The sequence below is a fragment of the Streptomyces sp. NPDC002446 genome (assembly GCF_053595675.1).
Genome location: NZ_JBSFYC010000032.1, coordinates 21304 through 41964 on the forward strand (window position 1 = coordinate 21304; position 20661 = coordinate 41964).

Annotated in this window: 26 protein-coding genes, 1 tRNA gene and 2 pseudogenes; 22 read left to right on the forward strand and 7 right to left on the reverse strand. The window is 68.3% G+C overall.

The window, feature by feature from the left end; all coding sequences use genetic code 11:
- Positions 1–309 precede the first annotated feature (309 nt).
- Positions 310–474: a hypothetical protein gene (locus ACWD6P_RS19525; RefSeq protein ID WP_451445365.1), complete on the forward strand. Its 165-nt coding sequence runs from the start codon at positions 310–312 to the stop codon at positions 472–474.
- 45 nt (positions 475–519) lie between these two features.
- On the opposite strand, the gene ACWD6P_RS19530 is transcribed toward ACWD6P_RS19525, so the two are convergent.
- On the reverse strand, positions 520–1095 hold the full coding sequence (locus ACWD6P_RS19530) for a TIGR03086 family metal-binding protein (protein WP_451445366.1): 576 nt from the start codon (positions 1093–1095) through the stop codon (positions 520–522).
- Between the two features lie 131 nt (positions 1096–1226).
- On the reverse strand, positions 1227–1532 hold the full coding sequence (locus ACWD6P_RS19535) for a PA14 domain-containing protein (protein WP_451445367.1): 306 nt from the start codon (positions 1530–1532) through the stop codon (positions 1227–1229).
- A gap of 272 nt (positions 1533–1804) precedes the next feature.
- On the opposite strand from ACWD6P_RS19535, the gene ACWD6P_RS19540 reads away from it, so the two are divergent.
- From ACWD6P_RS19540 to ACWD6P_RS19585, 10 genes and pseudogenes are all read left to right on the forward strand, one after another.
- The gene (locus ACWD6P_RS19540) at positions 1805–3367 is read left to right on the forward strand and encodes an AMP-binding protein (protein WP_451445368.1); all 1563 of its coding nucleotides are present in this window, start codon (positions 1805–1807) and stop codon (positions 3365–3367) included.
- A gap of 66 nt (positions 3368–3433) precedes the next feature.
- The gene (locus tag ACWD6P_RS19545; protein WP_451445427.1) at positions 3434–3634 is read left to right on the forward strand and encodes a glycoside hydrolase family 88 protein; all 201 of its coding nucleotides are present in this window, start codon (positions 3434–3436) and stop codon (positions 3632–3634) included.
- 155 nt (positions 3635–3789) lie between these two features.
- Positions 3790–5880 (forward strand): restriction endonuclease, encoded by a 2091-nt coding sequence (locus tag ACWD6P_RS19550; RefSeq protein WP_451445369.1) that lies wholly within the window; start codon positions 3790–3792, stop codon positions 5878–5880.
- 365 nt (positions 5881–6245) lie between these two features.
- Positions 6246–6446 (forward strand): annotated as a pseudogene (locus ACWD6P_RS19555) (cytochrome P450); the annotation flags it as partial.
- 58 nt (positions 6447–6504) lie between these two features.
- Entirely contained in the window at positions 6505–6690 is a 186-nt protein-coding gene (locus ACWD6P_RS19560) for a ferredoxin (RefSeq protein WP_451445370.1), read from the forward strand.
- Complete coding sequence (locus ACWD6P_RS19565) at positions 6687–7964, forward strand: NAD(P)/FAD-dependent oxidoreductase (RefSeq protein WP_451445371.1); 1278 nt, start codon at positions 6687–6689, stop codon at positions 7962–7964. The genes ACWD6P_RS19560 and ACWD6P_RS19565 overlap by 4 nt, the downstream gene beginning before the upstream one ends.
- 14 nt (positions 7965–7978) lie before the next feature.
- Entirely contained in the window at positions 7979–8134 is a 156-nt protein-coding gene (locus ACWD6P_RS19570; protein ID WP_451445433.1) for a hypothetical protein, read from the forward strand.
- Positions 8135–8295: 161 nt separating this feature from the next.
- On the forward strand, positions 8296–9105 hold the full coding sequence (locus ACWD6P_RS19575) for a recombinase family protein (protein ID WP_451445372.1): 810 nt from the start codon (positions 8296–8298) through the stop codon (positions 9103–9105).
- Positions 9106–9134: 29 nt separating this feature from the next.
- Entirely contained in the window at positions 9135–9824 is a 690-nt protein-coding gene (locus ACWD6P_RS19580; protein ID WP_451445428.1) for a zinc ribbon domain-containing protein, read from the forward strand.
- A gap of 391 nt (positions 9825–10215) precedes the next feature.
- A tRNA-Asp gene (locus ACWD6P_RS19585) sits at positions 10216–10287 on the forward strand.
- A gap of 946 nt (positions 10288–11233) precedes the next feature.
- On the opposite strand, the gene ACWD6P_RS19590 is transcribed toward ACWD6P_RS19585, so the two are convergent.
- Together ACWD6P_RS19590 and ACWD6P_RS19595 are read right to left on the reverse strand one after the other, a co-directional pair.
- Positions 11234–11419, reverse strand: coding sequence for a hypothetical protein (locus tag ACWD6P_RS19590; protein ID WP_451445373.1), 186 nt, complete (start codon positions 11417–11419; stop codon positions 11234–11236).
- Positions 11420–11792: 373 nt separating this feature from the next.
- A complete protein-coding gene (locus tag ACWD6P_RS19595) occupies positions 11793–12038 on the reverse strand; it encodes a hypothetical protein (protein ID WP_451445374.1) in 246 nt (81 codons plus the stop codon).
- Between the two features lie 279 nt (positions 12039–12317).
- Here ACWD6P_RS19595 and ACWD6P_RS19600 point away from each other — a divergent pair, with 279 nt between their 5' ends.
- The 5 genes from ACWD6P_RS19600 (at position 12318) to ACWD6P_RS19620 (ending at position 14554) form a co-directional block, all read left to right on the forward strand.
- Positions 12318–12746, forward strand: a complete 429-nt coding sequence (locus tag ACWD6P_RS19600; RefSeq protein WP_451445375.1) for a phage terminase small subunit — start codon at positions 12318–12320, stop codon at positions 12744–12746.
- Positions 12747–12789: 43 nt separating this feature from the next.
- Complete coding sequence (locus ACWD6P_RS19605) at positions 12790–13488, forward strand: hypothetical protein (RefSeq protein WP_451445376.1); 699 nt, start codon at positions 12790–12792, stop codon at positions 13486–13488.
- A gap of 170 nt (positions 13489–13658) precedes the next feature.
- Positions 13659–14027, forward strand: a complete 369-nt coding sequence (locus tag ACWD6P_RS19610; protein ID WP_451445377.1) for a hypothetical protein — start codon at positions 13659–13661, stop codon at positions 14025–14027.
- 114 nt (positions 14028–14141) lie between these two features.
- A complete protein-coding gene (locus tag ACWD6P_RS19615; protein WP_451445378.1) occupies positions 14142–14312 on the forward strand; it encodes a hypothetical protein in 171 nt (56 codons plus the stop codon).
- Positions 14300–14554 (forward strand): hypothetical protein, encoded by a 255-nt coding sequence (locus tag ACWD6P_RS19620; RefSeq protein WP_451445379.1) that lies wholly within the window; start codon positions 14300–14302, stop codon positions 14552–14554. The genes ACWD6P_RS19615 and ACWD6P_RS19620 overlap by 13 nt, the downstream gene beginning before the upstream one ends.
- 274 nt (positions 14555–14828) lie before the next feature.
- On the opposite strand, the gene ACWD6P_RS19625 is transcribed toward ACWD6P_RS19620, so the two are convergent.
- Together ACWD6P_RS19625 and ACWD6P_RS19630 are read right to left on the reverse strand one after the other, a co-directional pair.
- On the reverse strand, positions 14829–15653 hold the full coding sequence (locus tag ACWD6P_RS19625) for a hypothetical protein (protein ID WP_451445380.1): 825 nt from the start codon (positions 15651–15653) through the stop codon (positions 14829–14831).
- A gap of 665 nt (positions 15654–16318) precedes the next feature.
- Positions 16319–16654, reverse strand: a complete 336-nt coding sequence (locus ACWD6P_RS19630) for a rodlin (RefSeq protein ID WP_451445381.1) — start codon at positions 16652–16654, stop codon at positions 16319–16321.
- Between the two features lie 202 nt (positions 16655–16856).
- Between ACWD6P_RS19630 and ACWD6P_RS19635 the strand changes: the two genes are divergently transcribed.
- Complete coding sequence (locus ACWD6P_RS19635) at positions 16857–17138, forward strand: hypothetical protein (protein ID WP_451445382.1); 282 nt, start codon at positions 16857–16859, stop codon at positions 17136–17138.
- Between the two features lie 208 nt (positions 17139–17346).
- On the opposite strand, the gene ACWD6P_RS19640 is transcribed toward ACWD6P_RS19635, so the two are convergent.
- The gene (locus ACWD6P_RS19640; protein WP_451445383.1) at positions 17347–17637 is read right to left on the reverse strand and encodes a hypothetical protein; all 291 of its coding nucleotides are present in this window, start codon (positions 17635–17637) and stop codon (positions 17347–17349) included.
- A gap of 243 nt (positions 17638–17880) precedes the next feature.
- Between ACWD6P_RS19640 and ACWD6P_RS19645 the strand changes: the two genes are divergently transcribed.
- The 5 genes and pseudogenes from ACWD6P_RS19645 to ACWD6P_RS19665 all read left to right on the forward strand — a co-directional run bounded on the left by ACWD6P_RS19645 (position 17881) and on the right by ACWD6P_RS19665 (position 20622).
- Complete coding sequence (locus tag ACWD6P_RS19645) at positions 17881–18036, forward strand: hypothetical protein (protein WP_451445384.1); 156 nt, start codon at positions 17881–17883, stop codon at positions 18034–18036.
- 129 nt (positions 18037–18165) lie between these two features.
- Positions 18166–18453 (forward strand): annotated as a pseudogene (locus tag ACWD6P_RS19650) (ABC transporter); the annotation flags it as partial.
- 82 nt (positions 18454–18535) lie between these two features.
- Complete coding sequence (locus tag ACWD6P_RS19655) at positions 18536–18748, forward strand: EF-hand domain-containing protein (RefSeq protein ID WP_451445385.1); 213 nt, start codon at positions 18536–18538, stop codon at positions 18746–18748.
- A gap of 640 nt (positions 18749–19388) precedes the next feature.
- The gene (locus tag ACWD6P_RS19660; RefSeq protein WP_451445386.1) at positions 19389–19748 is read left to right on the forward strand and encodes a hypothetical protein; all 360 of its coding nucleotides are present in this window, start codon (positions 19389–19391) and stop codon (positions 19746–19748) included.
- 397 nt (positions 19749–20145) lie between these two features.
- On the forward strand, positions 20146–20622 hold the full coding sequence (locus ACWD6P_RS19665; RefSeq protein ID WP_451445387.1) for a hypothetical protein: 477 nt from the start codon (positions 20146–20148) through the stop codon (positions 20620–20622).
- Positions 20623–20661: the final 39 nt, after the last annotated feature.

Consider the following 20661-nt stretch of genomic DNA (forward strand, 5'->3'; position numbering starts at 1 on the left):
GGATCGGGGCAAATGCAGCAACCGCAGAGCCATTCGGGTGAGTGATGTACCTCACATTCCCGCGGGAATTCCCCGTCATTTCCGGGGGTGGAATTCCCGCCTTCCCACGACATGACCATCTCGCCGGAAAACGCCGAGCGCGCGGAGTGCGGCGTCGTTACTCTGAGGGACGACGGACGACCTTTCTGGGAGACGCCAACACCATTGGCCCGTCGCGGGAACGCCACAAACCATTGGCCGACCTCCCGGTTTGTGAACAAGGCGCCACCGCGTCGGACCGATACCTCGAAGAAGGAGTGCGTGGTGGCTATGCACAAGGCTCAACACAAGCAGCCCCGCTTGAAGCGCGGCGAGCGGCCAGGCCGTATCAAGGAAGTCCGCAACCTCGAAGTCTGGGACCGCTGCGCGCCGGTGCGCCTCGCCGGCTGCGACGACGACCCCGCCGAGCCGTACATCATCCGCGGCATCGACTGAACGCCCGGGCGACGGCCCCGGCCTCCGGGGCGCTGCCCCGCAGGGTCAGGGCCGTCGCCCGAGCAGGCACAGCAGCCGGGTGAGATCGTCGGCATCGGCCGGGGGATCCACCGCGGGAGCGAACAGCCCGGACGCATCGAGCCCCGCGGCATACGGCTCCACCTCGCGCAGCGCCGCCGTCGCCAGAGGGCCGGGCAGCCGCTCGTCGGCGCCGATCGCACGGGACAGGTCCCAGGCGTGCACCACCGCATCGGCCATCATCTGCGTGCAGTACGCGTCGGCCGGACTGGAGCCGTACGACAGCTGGACCGTACGGCTCAGCGCGTCGCGTTCCGAGAACGCCGCCACGGCCGCCACCGCCGCACGGTCCCACGCCGCGGCCGGATCCTCGCCGAGCACATCCCCGTCGAAGTCCGAGCCCACCTCCGCGATCGTGGCGCCGTCCCGCACCAGGCGGGGCACCCACAGCTGCTCGGCGGTGAGGTGGTTCACCAGATCGCGCACCGACCACTGCGAGCACGGCGTCGGGCCGTCCCACTGGTCGTCGCGGACGGCGTGCACCCGGCTTCCGAAGAGCGCGATGGCCTCGCCATGGGTCCGCAGGATCTCGTCGATGCTCATGCTCCCCGAGGATAGGAGCGGGCACTGACAACCGCCCCCGCGCCGACCCGAACGGCCCAGCCGGGGCGAGGGATTTCCCGGCTCTCCCGCCCGCTGCCGCCCGCCGGCCGCTACCGTCCGCGCGGCCGCGGTCAGTCCGGGTAGAGCTGGCTCCGCGGCACGATCTGCTGCTCCTGGCCGGGGCTGGTCCATAGCGGCTTCCTATGCGCCTCACCGGTCCGCTCCGTGTAGTCGATCCGGAGGGTGTGCCGGTGCCCGGCCTTGAGGGTGACGGTCCCCTTGTCGGTCCGCGGTCCGTGCGGGGCCGCGCTGTCGATCACCGGCCTGCCGTCGATCCACAGCCGCACGGTGTCGTCGGAGACGGTCGTGAAGGTGTAGGTCCCGTCGAAGCGCGGCTGGACGGAGCCCGGCCCTCGGCATGGTGCAGGCCCGCACACCCGGACCGGAAGACCCTGGATGCGATAGGCATCGCGATAAGCATCGGAGCACCCAGCTCAAGCACGAGGGGAATCAGGGGAGTTGGCGGGACAGATGCGCGTACGCCCCGTGTGCAGCTCATGGATACCTCGGATCTCCGGCGTTCGTCCGGAGCGGTGGCCGAATGTGCGCGACGGATGTGCGGGGCGTGCCCGGCGCCCTCACGCGCCCTGGCGACGGCCCGCGTTTGCCTGTTCAATGAGCGGCCCCGGCCGAGCTCATGGGAGGCACCATGGAAGCCGTCGCCCCACCCGCCGCCGGCGCCCCGGCCATCCGCTGCGCGGGTCACGAACGCGGCTACCCGGCCTTCCTCGAACGAGCGGCACGCATCGCAACCGGCCTGCGTGCGGCGGGAGTCGAGCCGGGCGACCGGATCGCCGTCGTCCTGCGCAACGAGCCCGCCCATCTGGAGATCACCGCCGGGGCCGCCCTGCTCGGCGCCTCGGCCGTCCCGGTCAACTGGCACTTCCAGCACGACGAGCTACGGCATGTGCTCACCGACAGCGGGAGCAAGCTGGTCTTCGCCCACACCGACCTGCTGGACGGGGTGAGCGCGGTGCTCCCCGAGGACGTACGGATCATCGAGGCGGCCGTTCCCGCCGGCGTCGCGGCCGCCTGCGGTATCGCCGCACCAGCGCCGACCGGGGCGCACCCGCTGCTCGACGACTGGCTGGCCGGCCACGCCCCCCTGGAGCGGGCCGCCGACGAGCACCCGCCCACCGTCATCTACAGCTCCGGAACCACCGGGCGCCCCAAGGGAGTTCTGCGCGAGCCCGTGGCACCGGAGCGGCTGGAGGAGGCGGTGCGGCTGTTCCTGGAGTACTTCGCCGTCGCCCCCGGCGGCCGTACGCTCATCCCCGCACCGCTCTACCACGCGTCCCCCAGCCAGCACGCCGTGCTCGCGCTCGCCGCCGGCCTGGACATCACGCTGATGCCGCGCTTCGACGCCGAGGAGTTCCTGCGGCTCATCGAGCGGCATCGCATCGAGCAGGTCCAGGTCGTGCCCACGATGTTCGTACGGCTGCTGCGGCTGCCCAAGGACGTACGGGAGCGCTACGACCTGTCGTCGCTCACCTCCGTCGTGCACGCCGCGGCGCCCTGCCCGCCGCACATCAAACACGCCATGATCGACTGGCTGGGACCGGTACTGCGCGAGTACTACGGCGGCAGCGAGACCGGCGCGGTGACATGGTGCGACAGCGCCGAGTGGCTGGCCCACCCCGGCACCGTCGGACGGGTCCGGGAGACCGGCGGGGTCGCGGTCGTCGGCCCCGACGGGCGGCCGCTGCCGGCCGGTGCCACCGGTGACATCTACCTCAAACCCGCCGACAGCTGGCCGCAGTTCACCTACCTCGGCGACCCGGCCAAGCGCGCCGCCATGGAAGCGCCGGGCCTGCCCGGGTACGTCACCATCGGCGACATCGGCCACCTCGACGCGGACGGCTACCTCTACCTGAGCGACCGCCGCAACGACATGGTCATCTCCGGCGGCGTGAACATCTACCCCGCGGAGATCGAGGGCGCTCTGCTCACCCTCGACGGAGTGCGCGACGTGGCCGTCTTCGGCATCCCCGACGAGGAGTTCGGCGAGGTCCTCGCCGCGCACGTGGAGACCGAACGCGGCGTGCTGCTCAGCGCCGACGCGGTACGCGCCCATGTCGCCGGCCGGCTCGCCGGGTACAAGGTCCCGCGGGCCGTGGTCTTCGAGGAGCGGCTGCCGCGCGACGAGTCGGGAAAGCTCTTCAAGCGGGAGCTGCGGGACCCGTACTGGGCAGGGCACGACGGCCTGAGCTGAGCAACCGTCAGATGGACCGTCAGATGACAGAGGCGCCGAGTCTCGGCGAACGGGCGGTCGCCGCCCCTGCCTGGAACGCGATGGGCCCGCGCCTGGAACACGATGGCCGGCACGGCCGTACGCCCCGACGGCTTCCTGGGCTACGTCCAGAACGTCGGCGACCGGCCGGAGTCCGGCCAGCCGGTCACCCATGACTCCACCGCCGACTTCGGCGTCGGCGCCTTTCTTCTCGCCGGTACCGAACTGGCGGCGCTGGCCGGTTGCTGAACCCGCCCGACGAGCCGCCCGGGCTCCGGCCGGAACTTCCCGTCCTCCCACCGGACCGGCCTGCCATCCCCGCTAAAGTCGTGGAAACAGCGCAGGTGAAGCCGCTTCCACAGGGTTCCGGGGGCAGCCGCCCCGGGGGGAGGACACAGGTCGACATGAGCCGCCGTTCCCATGGATTAATGGCCGTCTGGGCCGAGGCGCAGCGCCAGCAGCAGCGCCGGGAGGAAGCCCAGCGCCGTGCGTACGCACAGCAGCGCCGCGACCAGGAACGGCAGGCCCGCGACGCCGAGCGCGCCATGGCGCGGATGCACCGGGAGCGCCAGGCCGCCTACCGTCAGCAGCGCGAGGCCGACGCCCGCCGCCGGACCGGGGAACTGGACGCCCGGGTCGCCGCGCTGACCGGCCTGCTCGCCGAGGGGTGCCGCGCGCCCGCCTTCACCGCCGCCGCGCTGCTGCGGCCCGAGCGCATCGAGGAGTTCGCACCCGGCGCCCTGGCCACTGCGGTGCCGATGCCCGACCCGGCCCGCTACCAGGCCCCGACGGGCGGCTGGTACGCCGGAGCCGGCCGCCGCGACCGCGCCCAGCAGGAGGCCCGCGCCCGCTACGAGCAGGACTGGTACGCCGCACAGGCCGCCGAGAGCCGGCGCCAGGCCCAGCTCGCCGCCTACCGGCAGCAGTACGACCAGTGGGCCGCCGGCGCGCTGGACGCGATCCGGCAGCACAACGCCGGTATCGAGGAGCTGCTCGCCGGTCTGCGCGCCGGTGACGCGGAGGCCGCCGTCGAGTACTTCTCCGCCGCGCTGTACGCCTCCACCGCCTGGCCGGAGGGCTTCCCCCGGCAGGTCGCCGCCGCCTACGACCCGACGGCCCGTCAGCTCGTACTGGACTGGGAGCTGCCCGGCTACGACGTCGTTCCGGCGGCCAAGTCGGTCCGGTACATGCCCACCGCCGACCAGGAGAAGGAGACCGCCCGGCCGGCCGCGCAGCGCCGGGCGCTCTACCGCGACGTACTGGCCCAGAGCATGCTGCTGGTACTGCGCGACCTCTTCGCCGCCGACACCCACGGCGCGCTGGAATCAGTGGCGCTCAACGGCTTCGTCGACGATGTGGACCCGGCCACCGGCCGCCCCGCCCAGGTGTACCTCGCGACCGTCATGACACCCCGCCGCGCCTTCGACTCCCTGCATCTGGAGCAGGTCAGCGCCGTGGAGTGTCTGACCGACGGGCTCCGCGGACAGCTCGCCGCGCGCCCCGACCAGCGGACCGCGGTACGCCCCGGACGGTTGCCGGGCGACGTCGGCGGCGGCGCCACGGTCGTCTCGCACGGCACCGACAGCGAGCCGGATCTGTACGAGATGGATCCGATCGCCTTCGAGAACCTGATCGCCGAGCTGTTCCGCGCCATGGGCATGCAGGCCGTGACGACCCAGCGCTCCGGCGACGGCGGCGTCGACGTGGACGCCCTCGACCCGGACCCGATCCGCGGCGGCAAGATCGTCGTGCAGGTCAAGCGCTACCGCAACACCGTCCCGCCGACCGCCGTGCGCGACCTGTACGGCACGGTGCAGTCCGAAGGCGCCAACAAGGGCGTGCTGGTGACCACCTCACGCTTCGGCCCCGGCGCACACACCTTCGCCAACGGCAAGCCGCTCAGCCTGATCGCCGGCCCGGAACTCGTCGACCTGCTGGGCCGGTACGGGCTGCGCGGCCGCCTGGGCACCGCCGACCGGCCCGGCGGTGCCCACGCCACCGACGAGCCCGGGGACCACAACATCCTCGGCATGAACTGGTCCGGCCAGGTCGGCCTCGATGTCTGCGCCCTGGTGTGCAAGGGCACCACGGTGCTCAGCGAGGACCACTTCGTCTTCTACAACAACCCCCGCACCCCGGACGGATCGGTGCGGATGCTGCCCGGCTTCGCGCCCGACCGCGCCGCGATGCAGGTGCACTTCGAGGCACTGCCGCCGGACGCCGACCGGCTGGTCCTGGTCGCGGCCATCGACCCCCAGGCCGACCCCGACGCCGACCTCTCCGGCTTCACCGACGCCCGGATCCGCCTGCTGGACGCCACGGGGCAGGAGCTCGGGCAGCTGGAGGTCTCGGACGGCCGGCGCGGCGAGACCGCGCTGGTACTCGGCTCGTTCCGGCAACGCTCCGGCGGCGACTGGGACTTCGTCATCGGCGGCAAGGGCTACCCCGGCGGGCTGGAGGCGTTGGTGCGGGAGTATGGGATCGAGGTGGCCTAACCGCTGCGCTTGGCTGGCTTCGACGTTTCGGCTGGCCCGCCGTGGGGGTTGGGCTGGGTTCGCCTGCGGCGGGCGTTGCGTGCCGCTGCGCGGGGCGTTTTCGGGGTGCGGTGGCGGTCCTCCGGGGTAGGGGTGTGGGACTGCTTCGCTTTACGTCCCACACCCCTACCCCTCCGGCCCGCCCCCTCCCGTGGGTGGGGGAGGGAGGGGCCGGTGGGGGTGTGCCTTGGTGGTCCTCGACTGGTCGTCGGTCGGTGCCCGGGGCTTCGCCCCCGGTTTCGGGCCCCACCCCTACCGCCGCGGCAGGCAGGACTGGCCCCCCACCGGGCCGGCGAGGGCGTCGTGGTGGCTGTCCCGTCCGCCCCAACGCCCAGCACCATGTCGCCTTCGGCTACGGCATCCACCAGTGCCTCGGCCAGGCGCTGGCCCGCGTCGAACTCCAGGTCGTCATCGGCACGTTGCTGCGCCGCTTCCCCACGATGCGGCCCGCGGTGCCGATCGAGGAGATCCCGTTCCGCGCCGATATGGCGATCTACGGTTGTCACGCCCTGCCCGTCACCTGGTGACCGGCCACCACACCGCCCCCTTCGCACGCCCACACCGACCCCCACGGAGCCTTCTGCCATGCTTGACGCCGACAAGTGCTGCGCCGCCGGCCAGTGCGTACTGATCGCCCCCGAGGTCTTCGACCAGCGCGATGAGGACGGCGTGGTGGTGCTGCTCGACGCCGAACCGCCCGCCGGGCAGCACGAAGCGGTCCGCGAAGCGGCCGCCATCTGCCCGGCCGCCGTGATCGAGGTGCAGGCATGACCGCCCGGCCGATCGCCGTCGTCGGCGCCTCGGCGGCCGGCCTCGCCGCGGCCGAAGCGCTGCGCCGCCTCGGCTGGCGCGGCCCGCTCACCCTCATCGGCGACGAGCCCCATCTGCCGTACGACCGGCCGCCGTTGTCCAAACAGCTGCTGCACGGCGCCTGGGAGGCGGAGAAGCTGCTGCTGCGCACCGCGGAGCAACTCGCCCCGCTCGACCTCGATCTGCGGCTCGGCACCCGCGCCACCGGCCTCGACGTGGCCGGGCGCACCCTCACCCTCGACGGGCGGGAGGAGCTGGGTTGCGCCGGAGTGATCATCGCGACCGGCGTCGCGGCCCGTACGCTGCCCGGCGCCGACCGCACCGCCGGGGTCCACACCCTGCGCACCCTCGACGACGCGCTGGCGCTGCGGGACCGGCTGACCGGCGGTGCCCGCCGCCTGGTGGTCGTCGGCAACGGCGTCCTGGGCTGCGAAGCGGCCGCGGTGGCCCGGGAGCTGGGGCATGACGTCACCCTCGTCGGCGCCCGGCCGATACCGATGGCCGCCGCCGTCGGCACCGAGGTCGGCGAGCTGCTCGCCGAGGAGCACCGGGCCCGCGGCGTACGGCTGCTCACGGGGGCGGTGGACGGCTTCGAGTCCGCCGCGGACTCGGTCACGGCCGTACGGCTGGCCCATGGGGGCACCCCCGGCGATGGGGGCGCGGCCGCCGGGGGAGGCACCCGGCTGCCCGCCGACACCGTGCTGCTCGCGATCGGCTCCACGCCCGCCGTCGGATGGCTCGGCGACCCCGCGCTGGACACCACCGACGGGCTGCGCTGCGACGCGTACTGCGCCGCCGCCCCCGGCATCTACGCCGCGGGCGACGTGGCCCGCTGGGACCATCCGCTGCACGGCCGGCCGCTGCGCTTCGAGCACCGGATGAACGCCACCGAGCAGGGGATGGCCGCCGCCCGCAACCTCCTCGCCGAGCTGGCGCCCGAGGGCGTGCCGGCCCAGGAGCGCCGGCCCTTCGCCCCCGTGCCGTACTTCTGGTCCGACCAGTACGCCGTCAAGATCCAGGCGTACGGGCTGACCGCGGGCGCCGACCGCGTCGAGACCACGGTGCTGGACCGGGCGGAGCGCCGTACCGTCGCCCTCTACGGCCGGGACGGCAACGCCGTCGGCGTCCTGGCCGCCGGTCTGCCGCCCCGCCAGGTCCGGGCCCTGCGCGCGCTGGTCGCCACGCCGCTGCCCTGGGAGGAGGCCAGGCCGCGCCTGCTCGCCGCGCTCGGCTGACCGATCATGGGGGGATGACCGACTCGTACGTCCGGGTGCGCGGCGCCCGCGAGCACAACCTCCGCAGCATCGACGTGGACATCCCGAGGGACGCGCTGGTCGCGTTCACCGGGGTGTCCGGCTCGGGCAAGTCCTCGCTCGCCTTCGGGAGAATCAGCTATATGCAGTGACATAATCGGGCACACGCCCCATAGATGCCCTGAAGGATCATGGGCGCGCACCACAGCAGACATAGAGCGGCCCTACGACGGTTGCGGAAAGTGCCTTAGGGCTGCGCCGACTCTCCCGCTCCTCCGACGCGTCATCCAGCCCGGCCAAGCAGCGGGACCAGGTGCTACAGGTAGTGCGGGAATACGGCGGCCATGTGATCGCCTGGGCGGACGACTGGGAAGTGTCGGGCGCCACAGACCCCAAGACGCGCCCCCGCCTGGGCCCATGGCTCCGAGGGGAACGAGGGCCGTACAACGGCATCGCCGGCGCTTCTGTGGACCGCCTCGGCCGCAACGTCGTGGATTGCCTCAACACCGGTTACGCGATGCGCGACCAGGGGCTCACGCTGCTCACGTACGGCCATGACGGACCATGGGACCTGGACGACCCTCACGACGAAAACCGCTTCACCATGGAAGCGTGGGGCGCGCAGATGGAGCTGCGATCCGTCCAGCGCCGGAACCGAGAATCGGCGGTGAAGGCACGCCGAGACGGCAAGATCAAGAACAAGCCTTCATACGGCTACCGATACGAGCGGGATCTCCCAACGGGCCCCGTAAGCCGCGCCGTTCTCGATGACGGCGCCACGCTGCCCGCGCCGTGGAACGAAGAAGACGCTGCCGAGATCATCCGCAACGTGGCCCGTCGCATCCTCGTGGACCAGACAGGGGAGATCACGGAGAACACGGAGGCAGCCCGCCTGACACGCAAGGGCTGGCTGTCGCCGGAAGACCGGAAGCGAGTGCTATACGGGCGAAAGCCCCAGTACTCGCCCTGGCAAGGCGCTTCGCTGGCCCGAATCCTCATGTCGAAATCCGCACTCGGCTACCTGATGCACAAGGACGAGCCGGTGCTGGACGAGGCAACCGGCAAGAGCCCATCCGAATCGGTCCTGAACTGTGGAATTACGCGACGCACCGCGCACTGGTAAAGAAGCTGACACCGAAGGGCAAGCGGAGAATACGTAGCGCCAACAACGCCTACCTCCTCACCAAGCGGATCGTCTGCGGCAATTGCCACTACCGCATGTACGTCGCCAGAGGGCGTAACAAAAATGCATGGACTTGCCGCTCCAAGTTCAAGGGCCTGACGGACTGTGCACCCGCCCCGAACATCCGCGTGGAAGAGATAGATGCTCTGGTGGAGGGGTGGTTCCTGGAAGAGTTCGGTAGTGGAATGATCACGGAGACCGTCTACGTGCCGGGAAATGGTGTCGCTGATCTTATAGAGGAAGTTGAGGCTTCGCGGTCGCGTCTGCGCAGCGACCGCGAAGCCGGGTTGTACGACTCGGCGGATGACCAGGAGTGGTTCCGATCCCGCTATGCGTCGCTGGGGCGAGAGCTGGAGGAGTTGCGGCAGCAGCCAGAAACTGCGGGCGGAATGGTCAGACGACCGACTGGGAAGACCATCGAGGACGCGTGGCACGAGGCAGCGGACCACGCAGGACGGCGCGAGATCCTGGCGGGGTTCGGCGTCGTGATCAGCGTCTGGCCCGACAGTTCGCCCGTGCGTTGGTACCCGGGTCGGATGCATGGACCTGAGCGCAACTCGGAGCAAGCAACAACGACGGAACTGCTGCCCGCGCTAAGCAGCATGGTGAACGCCGTAGCTGCATCGGCGTCGAGTGCCGTTCGGCCCGTCCGGACTTGAGTCCCTGGCCGACGACACAGTCTGATGTGATGCAAGGCACGTTGAGGGAGTCGGCCCCGCCAAGGGTTCGGCTCCCTCTCACGTTGAGCTAGCGCCGGCTGAGCGGAGAGTGACTAAGCGAAGGGCTTTGGGCGGAAAAACTGTCCTGGAGTCCTTCTTTCTTATGCCCGCGCATAAGAAAGAAGGGACGGAGGGCCGTTTTTCCGCCCCACGTGGAGGGCGCGGGCCGAGCCCTCTTAGCGTCCTGTCACGGCCTCCAGTTAATGGATATGAAGGCGGGCACGACTCCACTCTCCAGCGTTTGACGTGGAGGCGATTGCGGTCCCCTGCCGCTGGCTCCTCCCGCGCGCCCCGTTCTCTCCTCCGGGATGACGCGCGGGAGTTGAGCCGTGGCCCCGTAGCTCAGTGGTAGAGCGCCCGATTGTCGATCGGATGGGAGCCGGTTCGATTCCGGCCGGGACCGCTTGCAGGTGCGGAAGGGCGCAGTGTCGGCGTGCGTCCTTCCCCGAGCACCCCGTGTTCCTCGCCAGCGCCGAACACGGGGGTAGTGGCGCTTCGAGTCCGCCCGCCTTGCTATTCAGGTCGCCCCAAAACATTGCCCAGCGGTGCCGTCCTGTCGGCTAGGGCTTGGAGTTGGAAATTCGTCGAGGGCGCGTTAAACGCTAGTTGGCCAATGAGGGAGTTGTTCGAGGTGTTGAGCACCCCGTTAAGCGAGTCACCGACTTGGCTACTGTCAATTCCATCTACACCTTGGGCATGGGATGGAACAGCTAGGACTCCGAAGAGAGCCACGGTTCCGAGGGCGACAACAGCGATACGACGCATGCGAACTCGCTGTCAATTCAAGGCAGTTGGGCGTTGATCCGCGCTGCTCTGCCTCAGAACTACCCCATCCGACGATCGTCCGTGCCCTCCGTCACCCATACGTGGTGGAGGAAACGATCCCCACCCCTCGGGAAATGATCTCCCGTACCCGGTAAGCCCCGCCCCCTTGCTCTGTCCCCGGGTGCCCCGAGCTGACCATGGGGGCGCTGCGAGGCTCACCGCCGCGAGGCCGAACAGTACGGAGGGGAGTCTCCTTGTCGTGGATGAGCAGTGACCGGCGGACCAGGCTCCCCAGCAACTGGTCGGTCCGGCGCCTGTCCGTCTTGAAGCGCGACGGCTTCCAGTGCGTGGCCATCCTGCGGGACACGGGGGCGCGATGCACGGCACCGGCCACCGACGTGGACCACCACATCGTCCCTGGGGACGATCACGACCCGGCGAATCTTCAGGCCCTGTGCCGGTGGCATCACGCGCGGAAGTCGAGCGCGGAGGGCGCGGTGGCCAGGGCGCGGGGAGCCCGTCGGCCGTCACGGCTGAGAGGGGAAGGCCCGCACCTTGGTGAGCTGTAGAGGCTTCTTGTTCCCTTAGTTCTGGAAGCGGTCCTGTGCGTCGTCGGCGGCGTCCTGAGCCTGCTCCTGCCCCTGATCTTGGCCACGCTCCTTACCCTGCTGAGCGCGCTCTGACGCCTTTTCCTTCGTTCCGCCCATGGCCTTCTGCGCCTGCTCCTTGAGTTCGTTGGCCTTGTCCAGGAACTGGTCCTTGATGCCCACGGTTAACTCCTGCTCTGGGGTTTGGCTGTTCTGTCTTCATCATGTGCCGCGCTGATCGTGCGCCATGCCGGACGGCGTCCGGATTGGTCCAATCGAGTGGCTGAGCCGGCGTGGACTGTGTGAAGAGCTAAGCGGTCGTGAAGTACACAGCGTGACGACAGGGCAAGTGTCTACGCCGTCCCTTGTCTCCGGTTCGGCCTGGGGCCGACCCCCTCCGGTTTGGCCGGAAGACCGAAGCGTGATAGCGGCTCGAAGTCTGTACGGGTTTGAAGGTCGTCAGGGACACGCATCCGCACCCGTGCGAGACCTGACCAGGCCCGTACGGGTGCGGAAGCAGTGTGGCAAGGAGCCAGGCGAGTGACTCGCCAGAGGTCTAGAGTGCCTTGCTCAGTACGTCTGCGATGGCCTCGTATGCGAATACATAGACGTTGTCCCTTGACTCAACCGGGATACCGTCCGGGTGCCTCGCCCAGATCTCCTTCTTCTTTGCTTCCGCGTGGTCGTGCGCAGCCTTCAGCTTTGAGTGAAGTACGACATCATCGCCTGAGAGTCCGGCAACTCCTCCCTTTGCCGCTCCGGTGACGCCGCCCACGATTTTGTCGATCCCGTTTTCTGACATCGTCTTTGATCTCCTCTCCACGGCCTGCCTCGTGTTGGCCGCATGCAGAGTTCATAGTCCCGCTGGCCAAGTACCTGTCGTCTACGGTGCGTTCCCTCCGTGGGCTGTAAGGATGGCTGCTCTTGCCCTCTTGCGGCGGCGATTGTCAGGGCCTTCACCGTGTGCCCACGCCCTAGTGAGCTGGTCGCTGTAGCCCTTGGCTGTTTACAGGATGGCCGATACAGGTCAAACGAACGGCGGAGCCACCGGAACCCCCGAACCCCCGAGCGAGGTATCACCGTGCCGGGCCCTATCCCGAAGCGAAGCGATCAGCGTCGGAGGCGCAACGAGCCGGGTGGCCGGGCCTTGGTGAAGGCGGAGGCCGGTAGGGCCCCGACCATTCCCCGGGCGTCCAGTGACTGGCACCCGATCGCGAAGCGCTGGTTCCAGAGCCTGAAGGACTCCGGCCAGGCCGTGTTCTACGAACAGTCGGATTGGCTCACGGCGGTGTACGTGGCGGAGGCCATGAGCCGGAATCTGGGCCAGTCCAAGTTCTCCGCCCAGCTCTTCCAGAGCGTCATGTCCGCGATGACGGACCTTCTGACCACGGAGGGCGCCCGACGGCGGGCCCGGGTGGAGCTGGAGCGGGAGGCCGGCGGGGAGGACCCGGCGGAGGCGGCGCGGGTGACGCTCATGGAGACGTACCGGAAGGCCGCAGCACAGAAGTAGTTGGAGTGGCGTCACTCCCTGAATTCGAGGGGGAGGCGACGCCTTGCCAGTCCAGACGCTTGAACCGGTCCGTACGTGGCCGGACACCGTGCCGACCCCGACACGGACCCTGGGCTGGGACGTGCTCCTGTGGACTTCCCGCTACCTCCTCCAGCCCGACGGCCCCGACGTGGGCCAGGCCTGGCGGTTCACCCCGGAAAAGGTCCGGATCGTGCTCCGCTGGTTCGAGATCAACAACGCCGGAGAGTTGACCCGTCGACAGGGCACCATCCGGCGCTTGAAGGGCTGGGGGAAGGCCCCGTTCCTGGCGGCCCTATGCGCCGCGGAGTTCGTCGGCCCGTGCCGTTCCGGCGGATGGCGGGAAGACGGGACGCCAATAGCGATTCCGCACCCGGCTCCGTGGGTCCAGGTCTGCGCGGTCAGCAAAGACCAGACCCGCAACACGATGCGCCTGTTCCCCGGCATGTTCTCCCCGGAGTGCATCGCGGAATACGGCATCGACCTGGGCAAGGGGATCATCTACTCGCGCGGGGGCGGGGTGATTGAGGCCGTCACCAGCTCGCCCCGCGCGCTGGAGGGTGGCCGATTACTGCTCCACCTTCGTGGTGATGAACGAGACCCATCACTGGATCTCGTCCAACGGTGGCCACGAAATGGCGATGACCATCGCGGGCAACGTCGGCAAGAGCAGGGGCGGCGGTGCCCGAACCATGGAGATCACCAACGCCCCCTGGTCGGGTGAGGACTCCGTGGCGGAGCAGACCTGGCACGCCTGGTCGAAGTTCGCGGAGGGCAAGAGCCGGGATTCTGGCATGTACTACGACTCTGTGGAGTCTCCGCCCGTGGACCTGGCGGACCCGGACCAGCTCCGGGCCGGCATCCTCGGCGCGTGGCGACGCGGACTGGCTGGATGTGGAGTGGATCGTCTCCACGATCTACTCCGGCCACATGCCGCGGAGCCGGTCCCAGCGCATGTTCCTGAACCAACTGGCGACCGCAGAGGACCAGTTGATCAGTCCGGAGGACTGGGACGAGTGCGCGACGGATGACCGCCTGGAGGATGGCGACGCCATCACTTTGGGGTTCGATGGGGGGCGAACCGACGACGCCACGGCCCTGGTAGCCATGCGCGTGCGGGATCGCCTGATCGTCCCAGTGGGCTTGTGGGGGCGACCCGACGGCCCGGCCGGGGACGGCTGGGCGGTAGACCGCCAGGCCGTGGACGGCGCGGTCCGCAACGCCATGGAGCGGTACGACGTGCAGGCGTTCACGCGGACGTAGCGCTCTGGGAGAGCTACGTGGATTCGTGGTCGGAGGACTACCGGGACCGCCTGGTGATCAAGGCCAGTCCGCAATCCGCGGTGGGTCCGCGCGGAGGACGCGCTGGTCGTGTGTGTGGAGCGACCGGATGCCGGTCTCGACGGCGACGCTGGCAAGCACGACTTGGAAACGGAGCTGGACGGCGTCACGCCGGACCACGTGCTCCGCAACACCGGGACGCTGTCCGAACTCCGCGACAGCGTCCGCGCATTGTTCGACAAGTTGGGAGATGCATGGTCGACCTGATCCGCCAGGTCATCCGGGACAACCCCGTCCGGGTCCGCACGGCCCTGGGCGCGCTGTTGGTCCTGGTGGGCCACTACTTCCCCGCCGTGGCGGACGTGGCCGTCAATGACCAGGCCATGGACGCGATCACCTTCCTGGTGATCCTTTTCCCGGGTGAGGGTGCTTCCCGGAAGGTGGCGGCCAAGTGCAACCCTGCGACGCTGCCGGAGGAGTCGGTGGGCGACGGCATTGACCGACGATGAAGGCCAAGGCCCAGAAGGCTAAGATGTCCGTCCAGCCCTCCAGTATTTTTCGGAAGGCGAGCGTCCCGCTGCATCTCCGCCGGGTCGTGCCCAATCGGCCCGCTTCGCCCACGGTATGTGGTGTGGCCTACGAAGTAGCTGAGCTGGTAAGTGGCTTCGACGCCAGCGCATCGATGCCTCACGAACGACACCGCTACTAGAGCCCATCGCGCAGCTTTCCGGCTTTCTTGGCCTAGCAGTCGATCCTCTGCTGTTACAAACGTTTCCGAAACCACTATGTATGCCATGCCGCCGCTGCTCTCCCTTGGGGTGAGCTACTCAGCAGCGTATGAAGTATCTGCCGGGATTCTGACTGTAGACCGCTTTCGAAGGTTCTGTAATCCGCCGGGTGAACGCGCGCAGCAAATGCGATCACATTGACGTAGCGATTCACGAGATGTGGTCTGCTCTGAAGCAATTGGGAGTACCGCGGTAGGGACTCCTTTTGAACGAGATCTGCTTGCTTCAGAATCCCGGAGGCAGAGACTTGAGGGGCCATATCCTTGCCGACCATGTACCTGGTCAGAACGGCCAGGGAGGATTCCAAGCTACCAGAACATAGATAGCCTATCTGGTCGCCTGTGTATATGGTGGCACGAATGTACGGATTTAGTAGAGGGGAAGCAAATTTCAACTTGTTCAGCTGATCAAGTAGGACGGCGATTAGTGTGAATCGTAGATGTCGAGCCTTGAGTGCGCCGACGAAGCTTCCCATCATGAATCTCAAACGCGCGTATTCCTCTTCCTTGAGCTCGTTCGCGAACCCTCCGTCGATAATGAGCACGCGATGCCCTAGCAGGCTGATCAACTGTGCCTTGCCGTCGACTTCATCGGAGACATAAATATCGATGCTCTTCCGATAGTCCAGACGGTGCCGCAAGGCGTTGAGGTTGGCGTTAATCTCCGGAAACGACTCTTCGGTGACCTTAACGGCTCCACCGAGTAGGCGAGCTCGCCATAGAGTAATTGCAAACCATATAGAAATTACCAAAACGATCAGAATGAGTCCGGAGAGCGGGGCTCCTATCAAGATGGCCAAACCTATGAGGTAGGTGACCACGGTGGTCAGTGTCGCCAGCTTTCGCCTGGACCCCTCATACGGATGTCTGACGTGCTCAAGTGAAAACGGCTGCTCACCCATCTCATCACCTGTTGTCACCTTGAGAAAACTACTCGCGATACTCAGTTTGAGGCCTTGGTCGACTGGGCGCATCTTGTGCAGTTCACAGCTAGCTGACCTCAAAGGAGCCCGGAAGGTTGGGACTTAAAGCACTGCGCTCTGCAGGCGAGCGGCCACAAGTCGTGCTGGGCAACCTGCATGGCGCTCGATCGTGTAGGGGTACCCCTGATGAGAGAAGGAACCCAGGGGGAGTCTTCCTGCTCTGGCCGGCAGTCACGGGCCCCAGTGGATTTCGCCGCAAGCAACTGACTGCGGTCCCTTGGCGGGCCGGTGATAAGGCGGAGAGATCGTGGCAGCCCTCAACACCATTTTCGAGTTCACCACCAAGGCCGGTGGGACGTCAGCTACCGAAAGCCTGTCCTGAAGGTCCACGGCCGTGTCCCAGCCGACGTGGACGCGGTGCTCCCCTCCCTGTGCAAGGCCGCCGACCCCGTTCCGTTCTGATCACTTGAGGCGCTCGGGAACCCCGCCGGTTGCTCGCCGGCGGGGCGCTGTCGCACATCGCACGGCGGGGCGGTGAGTGTTAGCCGAACTATCGAGGCTGCTCACCCATTGTTGACGCCGTTGCTACTCAACACCGGGATCTGGTCGAGGATATGGGACAGCGGCTCGTCACCATTGGCCTGCGCTGAGTTTTCGGTGCACTGCTGGTTCTGCGGCGCAGACAGGATGGGGATGTCCTGGAGGGAGGCGATGTTCACCAGGCCGATGAGTTGCTGGATGTTGGCCTTGATGGGGATGGCGACGCAGGGCTTGTTCAGACTGCCCTCGATCAGTGAATGCTGCGGGCTTTGGTCGGCGGTGTCGGCCGCGGCGATTCCTGGCGCGGCAATGACGGTGATGGCGGCAAGTGCAGCGGTGGCGAGGACGCGATAGCGCATTCATGTCCCTTCTGGGTGACGACGGTCGCTGGCATCCGTACCCGCGCTCTTCATACCAATACTTCAAATACCCTGTTCGTGAGCGGTAGTTCGAGCCCTGAGTTCGAATCTCCTGGGCCGCTTCGTGGCAGCAGGCGCGGACTGACCGACAGCATCCAACAGGGGCACGACTCTGCATATCCCAAGGCAGGAGGAGAAACACGTGGCGAAGCGTGGCCACATTCACGATTTCACGGGCCAAGAGATCCGCGAGGGGGACACCCTGGTCTATGCGGCCCGCCGGGGCTACGGTGTGCGGATGGTGGAGGCCACCGTCCAGCGCACGTACACCGAGCAGTACAAGGGGCGCACGATCCCCACGCTGAAGGTGAAGCCCACCGGCAACGAATCCGGGTTCGTCAAGCGCTCCACGTTCCGTGTGGAGACCGTGGCGGCCGAACACGTCGCCGTGACGATCCCGGTGGAGGTTCCGGCCGGTGTCTGACGTGATCCTGGCCCTGGTGGCCATCGCCCTGGGCCTGTGCATCCTGGGCCGCACCCTCTGGTTCCTCCTGGGAGTGACGGTGGGCCTTCTGGGCACGCGGGCTGCTCGTCGGGCCCGCTCAATCGCCGACGCAGGCGGTCGCCCATGAGCCGACGGTGGGGAGTGCGTGCGGGTCCTCCCCACCGCCTTTGGCGCTGTCGGTTGGGGGCTAGGGGTGAAATCCGAATGACATGCCCTTGATCATGCCTAGGAGCTTCGCCTTCCGCTCCTCCGGAGTGAGGTTCGCGAACAGCGCCTCGAACTTGGGGTTGGCCTGGATGCGGATTGGGGCGCTGCCGCCACCTTGAGCACTGCCCCAGTTGCTGCACTGCTTCATGCTGCAATATCCGGCGCCGATGTACACGCCTCCGATGGTGCCCACGCTGTCAGCTGCGGCCGTTCCGGCGGTCACCGAAAGAGTTGCCGCTGTCAACAGGGTGGTGGTCAGCATCCTGGTCATCTTTCGCATCATGAGCTGACTAACCAGCCGACCCGAATGCAGGTTACGGCTATCTGCTTTTCATGCAGTCGGACGCTTCCGCGCCTGTCAGGTCACCTCGTCCGGCGCGCCGACCCCTCCGCCGACGGCCGTGCGCCGCCAGGAGTTTGTCCTGAGCCCGATCCAAGCCGCGACCCGCAAGGCTCCTGATCACATGACCAACTCGCGATGCCCCGTACAGATTCAACCGAGAGACGACCCGCAATGGCACTGCTGAGCAAGGACCAGATTCTCAAGGCCGACGACCTGTCCACCGAGCGCCTCGCGGTGTCGGAGTGGGGCAGTGAAGTCATCGTGCACACCGTGGCCGCGAGCATCGCGACGAGGTCGAGGCCAGTCAGTTTCCGGGGCCGCCGGTGAGCAACCCCAACAAGGCCAAGGAGGCCGCGTGGGAGCGGGCGGTCCGGCATCACCTCAACCAGGCTCTTGGCCAGTACGTGGATCACTGGAAGGACGCGGCCTACCCCTGGCGCGACCCCCACGACCCGGACCCTCTACCTCCTCGACGAGCCCACCACCGGGCTGCACCCCGCCGACACCGAGGTGCTGCTGCGCCAGCTGCACGGCCTGGTCGACGCCGGACACACCGTCGTGGTCGTCGAGCACGACATGGGAGTGGTCGCCGGCGCCGACCACGTCATCGACCTGGGCCCCGGCGGCGGCGCGGACGGCGGCCGGATCGTGGCCGCCGGCACGCCCGCCGAGGTCGCGGCGGCTCTGGGCAGCCGTACCGCCCGCTACCTGGCCCGTCGGAGGGCGCGACCGGCCGCCTGTTGACGGTCCGCTAATGTACGCAGGTCAGATCACCAGGCAACACCACCGCGCAGCACTGCGCAGCACCACGAAGGGGGCACTTCTCATGGCAGATGTCGAGCAGGCCAGGGCGGCGTTCGACCGGTTCGACGCGGACCACGACGGACAGGTCACGCCGGACGAGTTCAAGCGCGCGATGGCCGAGATGGGCGACCCGTACGTCACCGGTCCGGTCGCCGAGGCGGTCATCAAGGCCAAGGACATCGACCACGACGGCAAGCTGTCCTTCGAGGAGTTCTGGCAGGCCCTGCAGGGCTGACGCCCGCCCGCGGCTCTCCCAACCCCTTCGCCGCCCGTCCGTCCGCGGGCCGGCCGCCCATGGCACCACCGGCCCGCGGACGCACGCGGGCCGGCCGCCGACCGCCGCAGCCTGCCGGCCCCGGTGGTGGCGCCCACCGGCGGCGGCGCGGCGTGCGCTGCGCCGGGTCCCCGCCCCGTGTCCTGACCAGGCCCAGACCCAGCTCCCAGGCGGCGTCGGCCGCGGCCTTCGTGCGGGCGAAGAGCGTCCGCCCTCGGCACACAGATTGCGGGCCGCGCCCGCCGCGTCGACATAGCTGATCGCGGTGGTCGCCTCGACCGTGCCGATGTCCTGCGCGGCGGTGTGCGCGGGCCGGCGGGGATCCCAGCTGCCTGCCCGGCTGCAACCCGGGGTTCGAGACGTGCAGTCCGCAGCTCGCATGCGCCCCCGACCGCGGAGTGCAATCCGGCACAGGGTGATGGCAACCTGCGTGAGCCGATCATGTCGCCGCACCGGACCGTTCGGTACAGCAATCTGAGGATCGTCGGGACGGATTGCTGATCGCCAGCACGGACAGGGGAACCTCGGGTCGACCCGGTGAGGTTGAAGGTGCGAGCGGAGTAGCGTGAGCGCTCGTTGTTCCCGCACATCGGAGAAGGCGATGAGCGCGACCGTTTCTGCTCTCTACCTCGCGCGGCAGGACACGTATGCCCGGTTCCTGAGCGCTGCAGACTCCGAGTCGTCCGTGTGCTGGCGCAAGGCCGATGGGCAGTACTCGTCGGACGATGCGGCTCGCGCGGCGCAAGACGCGGCGTATGCGGTCACCCGTGACGCGTACAACCGCATGCTGGTCGAGCCGACCGGGCCGCACAAAGAGGCGCAGGCGGTCGTCGAGCAGATCCGTCTGCTCGGCAGGGCCGGTGCGGATGATCAGGATTGGGTGTCGTTCAAGAAGGCCCGGGAGGGTTTCGTGAACGCCGCGAGGGAGTGCCTGAAGGAGACGTTGACGGAAGGCGTCTGAGGTCCGAAGCGAGCGAGCTGCGATCCTGCTCACTACACCCGCCCACCCCCCGAAGGGGGGTGGGCGGCGGGGAAAAAACAGGAGGCGCCTTTCGTGTGGTGCCGCCGTGTCGCAGGTTCGTGTGGTGCCGCCGTGTCGCGTTGTGCGGGTCCACTCTTTTGGCGTTGACACGTCAAAAATCATGAGGTGTCTGTCTTGCTCTCTTCAGGGGGGCGTGCCTCAATGGTCAGCGATTCAGGTTCGCTGACCCCCCATCAGATCTGTCCCCCTCGGACCTGGAGTGGTCGGTCGGCACGGTCCCCACCCGGGCCCCGCGTGACTGCCCGTCATTCCCGCACGCACCCCTCGACTGCCGGCGTCACGGAACCTGCCACCCCCCTCACGAAGGCGGTACCCCATGAGGCATGTCAGACCAGGCAAGCTCGGCATCGGTACGGCGCTCGGCGTCGCCTTCGCCGCCGCGGGCACGCTCGCGATGGCACCGGCCGCGACCGCGGTGACGCCCGGCACCGCCACCCTCTCGTTCGACTGCGGCTCGTACGGCTCCGGTACGGCGACCCTGACCGCCACTCAGGACGGCACGGCCGCCACCATCAGCGTGTCCACTTCGGCGATCACCTCGCCGATAGACATCGGGGCGAACTCGGTCAAGTCCACACTGACGCTCACCAAGAACGGCTCGGGGACGACGGAGTTCAGCGGCAGCGCCAACCCGGCGATTCCTGCGGGCAGTGAGGTCTCCACCGGACCGCTCAGCGGCACGGTCGCCGCGGGCGACAGCCTGGAGGGCAAGTCCCTCAAGGTCGTGGTGCTGGGGATCACCGCCACCTGCAACGCCACATCGGCGCAGTCTCCGGGCCCGTTTGTCTTCTGAGGCGGCAGGCCGGCAGGCCTGATGGCTGGACAGTCCGAC

What these genes read in the sequence shown, in the direction of transcription:
- ACWD6P_RS19525 (WP_451445365.1), top strand. Translation starts at nt 310, where the DNA reads ATGCACAAGGCTCAACACAAGCAGCCCCGCTTGAAGCGCGGCGAGCGG.
- ACWD6P_RS19530 (WP_451445366.1), bottom strand. Translation starts at nt 1,095, where the DNA reads ATGAGCATCGACGAGATCCTGCGGACCCATGGCGAGGCCATCGCGCTC.
- ACWD6P_RS19540 (WP_451445368.1), top strand. Translation starts at nt 1,805, where the DNA reads ATGGAAGCCGTCGCCCCACCCGCCGCCGGCGCCCCGGCCATCCGCTGC.
- ACWD6P_RS19550 (WP_451445369.1), top strand. Translation starts at nt 3,790, where the DNA reads ATGAGCCGCCGTTCCCATGGATTAATGGCCGTCTGGGCCGAGGCGCAG.
- ACWD6P_RS19560 (WP_451445370.1), top strand. Translation starts at nt 6,505, where the DNA reads ATGCTTGACGCCGACAAGTGCTGCGCCGCCGGCCAGTGCGTACTGATC.
- ACWD6P_RS19565 (WP_451445371.1), top strand. Translation starts at nt 6,687, where the DNA reads ATGACCGCCCGGCCGATCGCCGTCGTCGGCGCCTCGGCGGCCGGCCTC.
- ACWD6P_RS19570 (WP_451445433.1), top strand. Translation starts at nt 7,979, where the DNA reads ATGACCGACTCGTACGTCCGGGTGCGCGGCGCCCGCGAGCACAACCTC.
- ACWD6P_RS19595 (WP_451445374.1), bottom strand. Translation starts at nt 12,038, where the DNA reads ATGTCAGAAAACGGGATCGACAAAATCGTGGGCGGCGTCACCGGAGCG.
- ACWD6P_RS19620 (WP_451445379.1), top strand. Translation starts at nt 14,300, where the DNA reads ATGGTCGACCTGATCCGCCAGGTCATCCGGGACAACCCCGTCCGGGTC.
- ACWD6P_RS19630 (WP_451445381.1), bottom strand. Translation starts at nt 16,654, where the DNA reads ATGCGCTATCGCGTCCTCGCCACCGCTGCACTTGCCGCCATCACCGTC.
- ACWD6P_RS19640 (WP_451445383.1), bottom strand. Translation starts at nt 17,637, where the DNA reads ATGACCAGGATGCTGACCACCACCCTGTTGACAGCGGCAACTCTTTCG.
- ACWD6P_RS19645 (WP_451445384.1), top strand. Translation starts at nt 17,881, where the DNA reads ATGGCACTGCTGAGCAAGGACCAGATTCTCAAGGCCGACGACCTGTCC.
- ACWD6P_RS19655 (WP_451445385.1), top strand. Translation starts at nt 18,536, where the DNA reads ATGGCAGATGTCGAGCAGGCCAGGGCGGCGTTCGACCGGTTCGACGCG.
- ACWD6P_RS19660 (WP_451445386.1), top strand. Translation starts at nt 19,389, where the DNA reads ATGAGCGCGACCGTTTCTGCTCTCTACCTCGCGCGGCAGGACACGTAT.
- ACWD6P_RS19665 (WP_451445387.1), top strand. Translation starts at nt 20,146, where the DNA reads ATGAGGCATGTCAGACCAGGCAAGCTCGGCATCGGTACGGCGCTCGGC.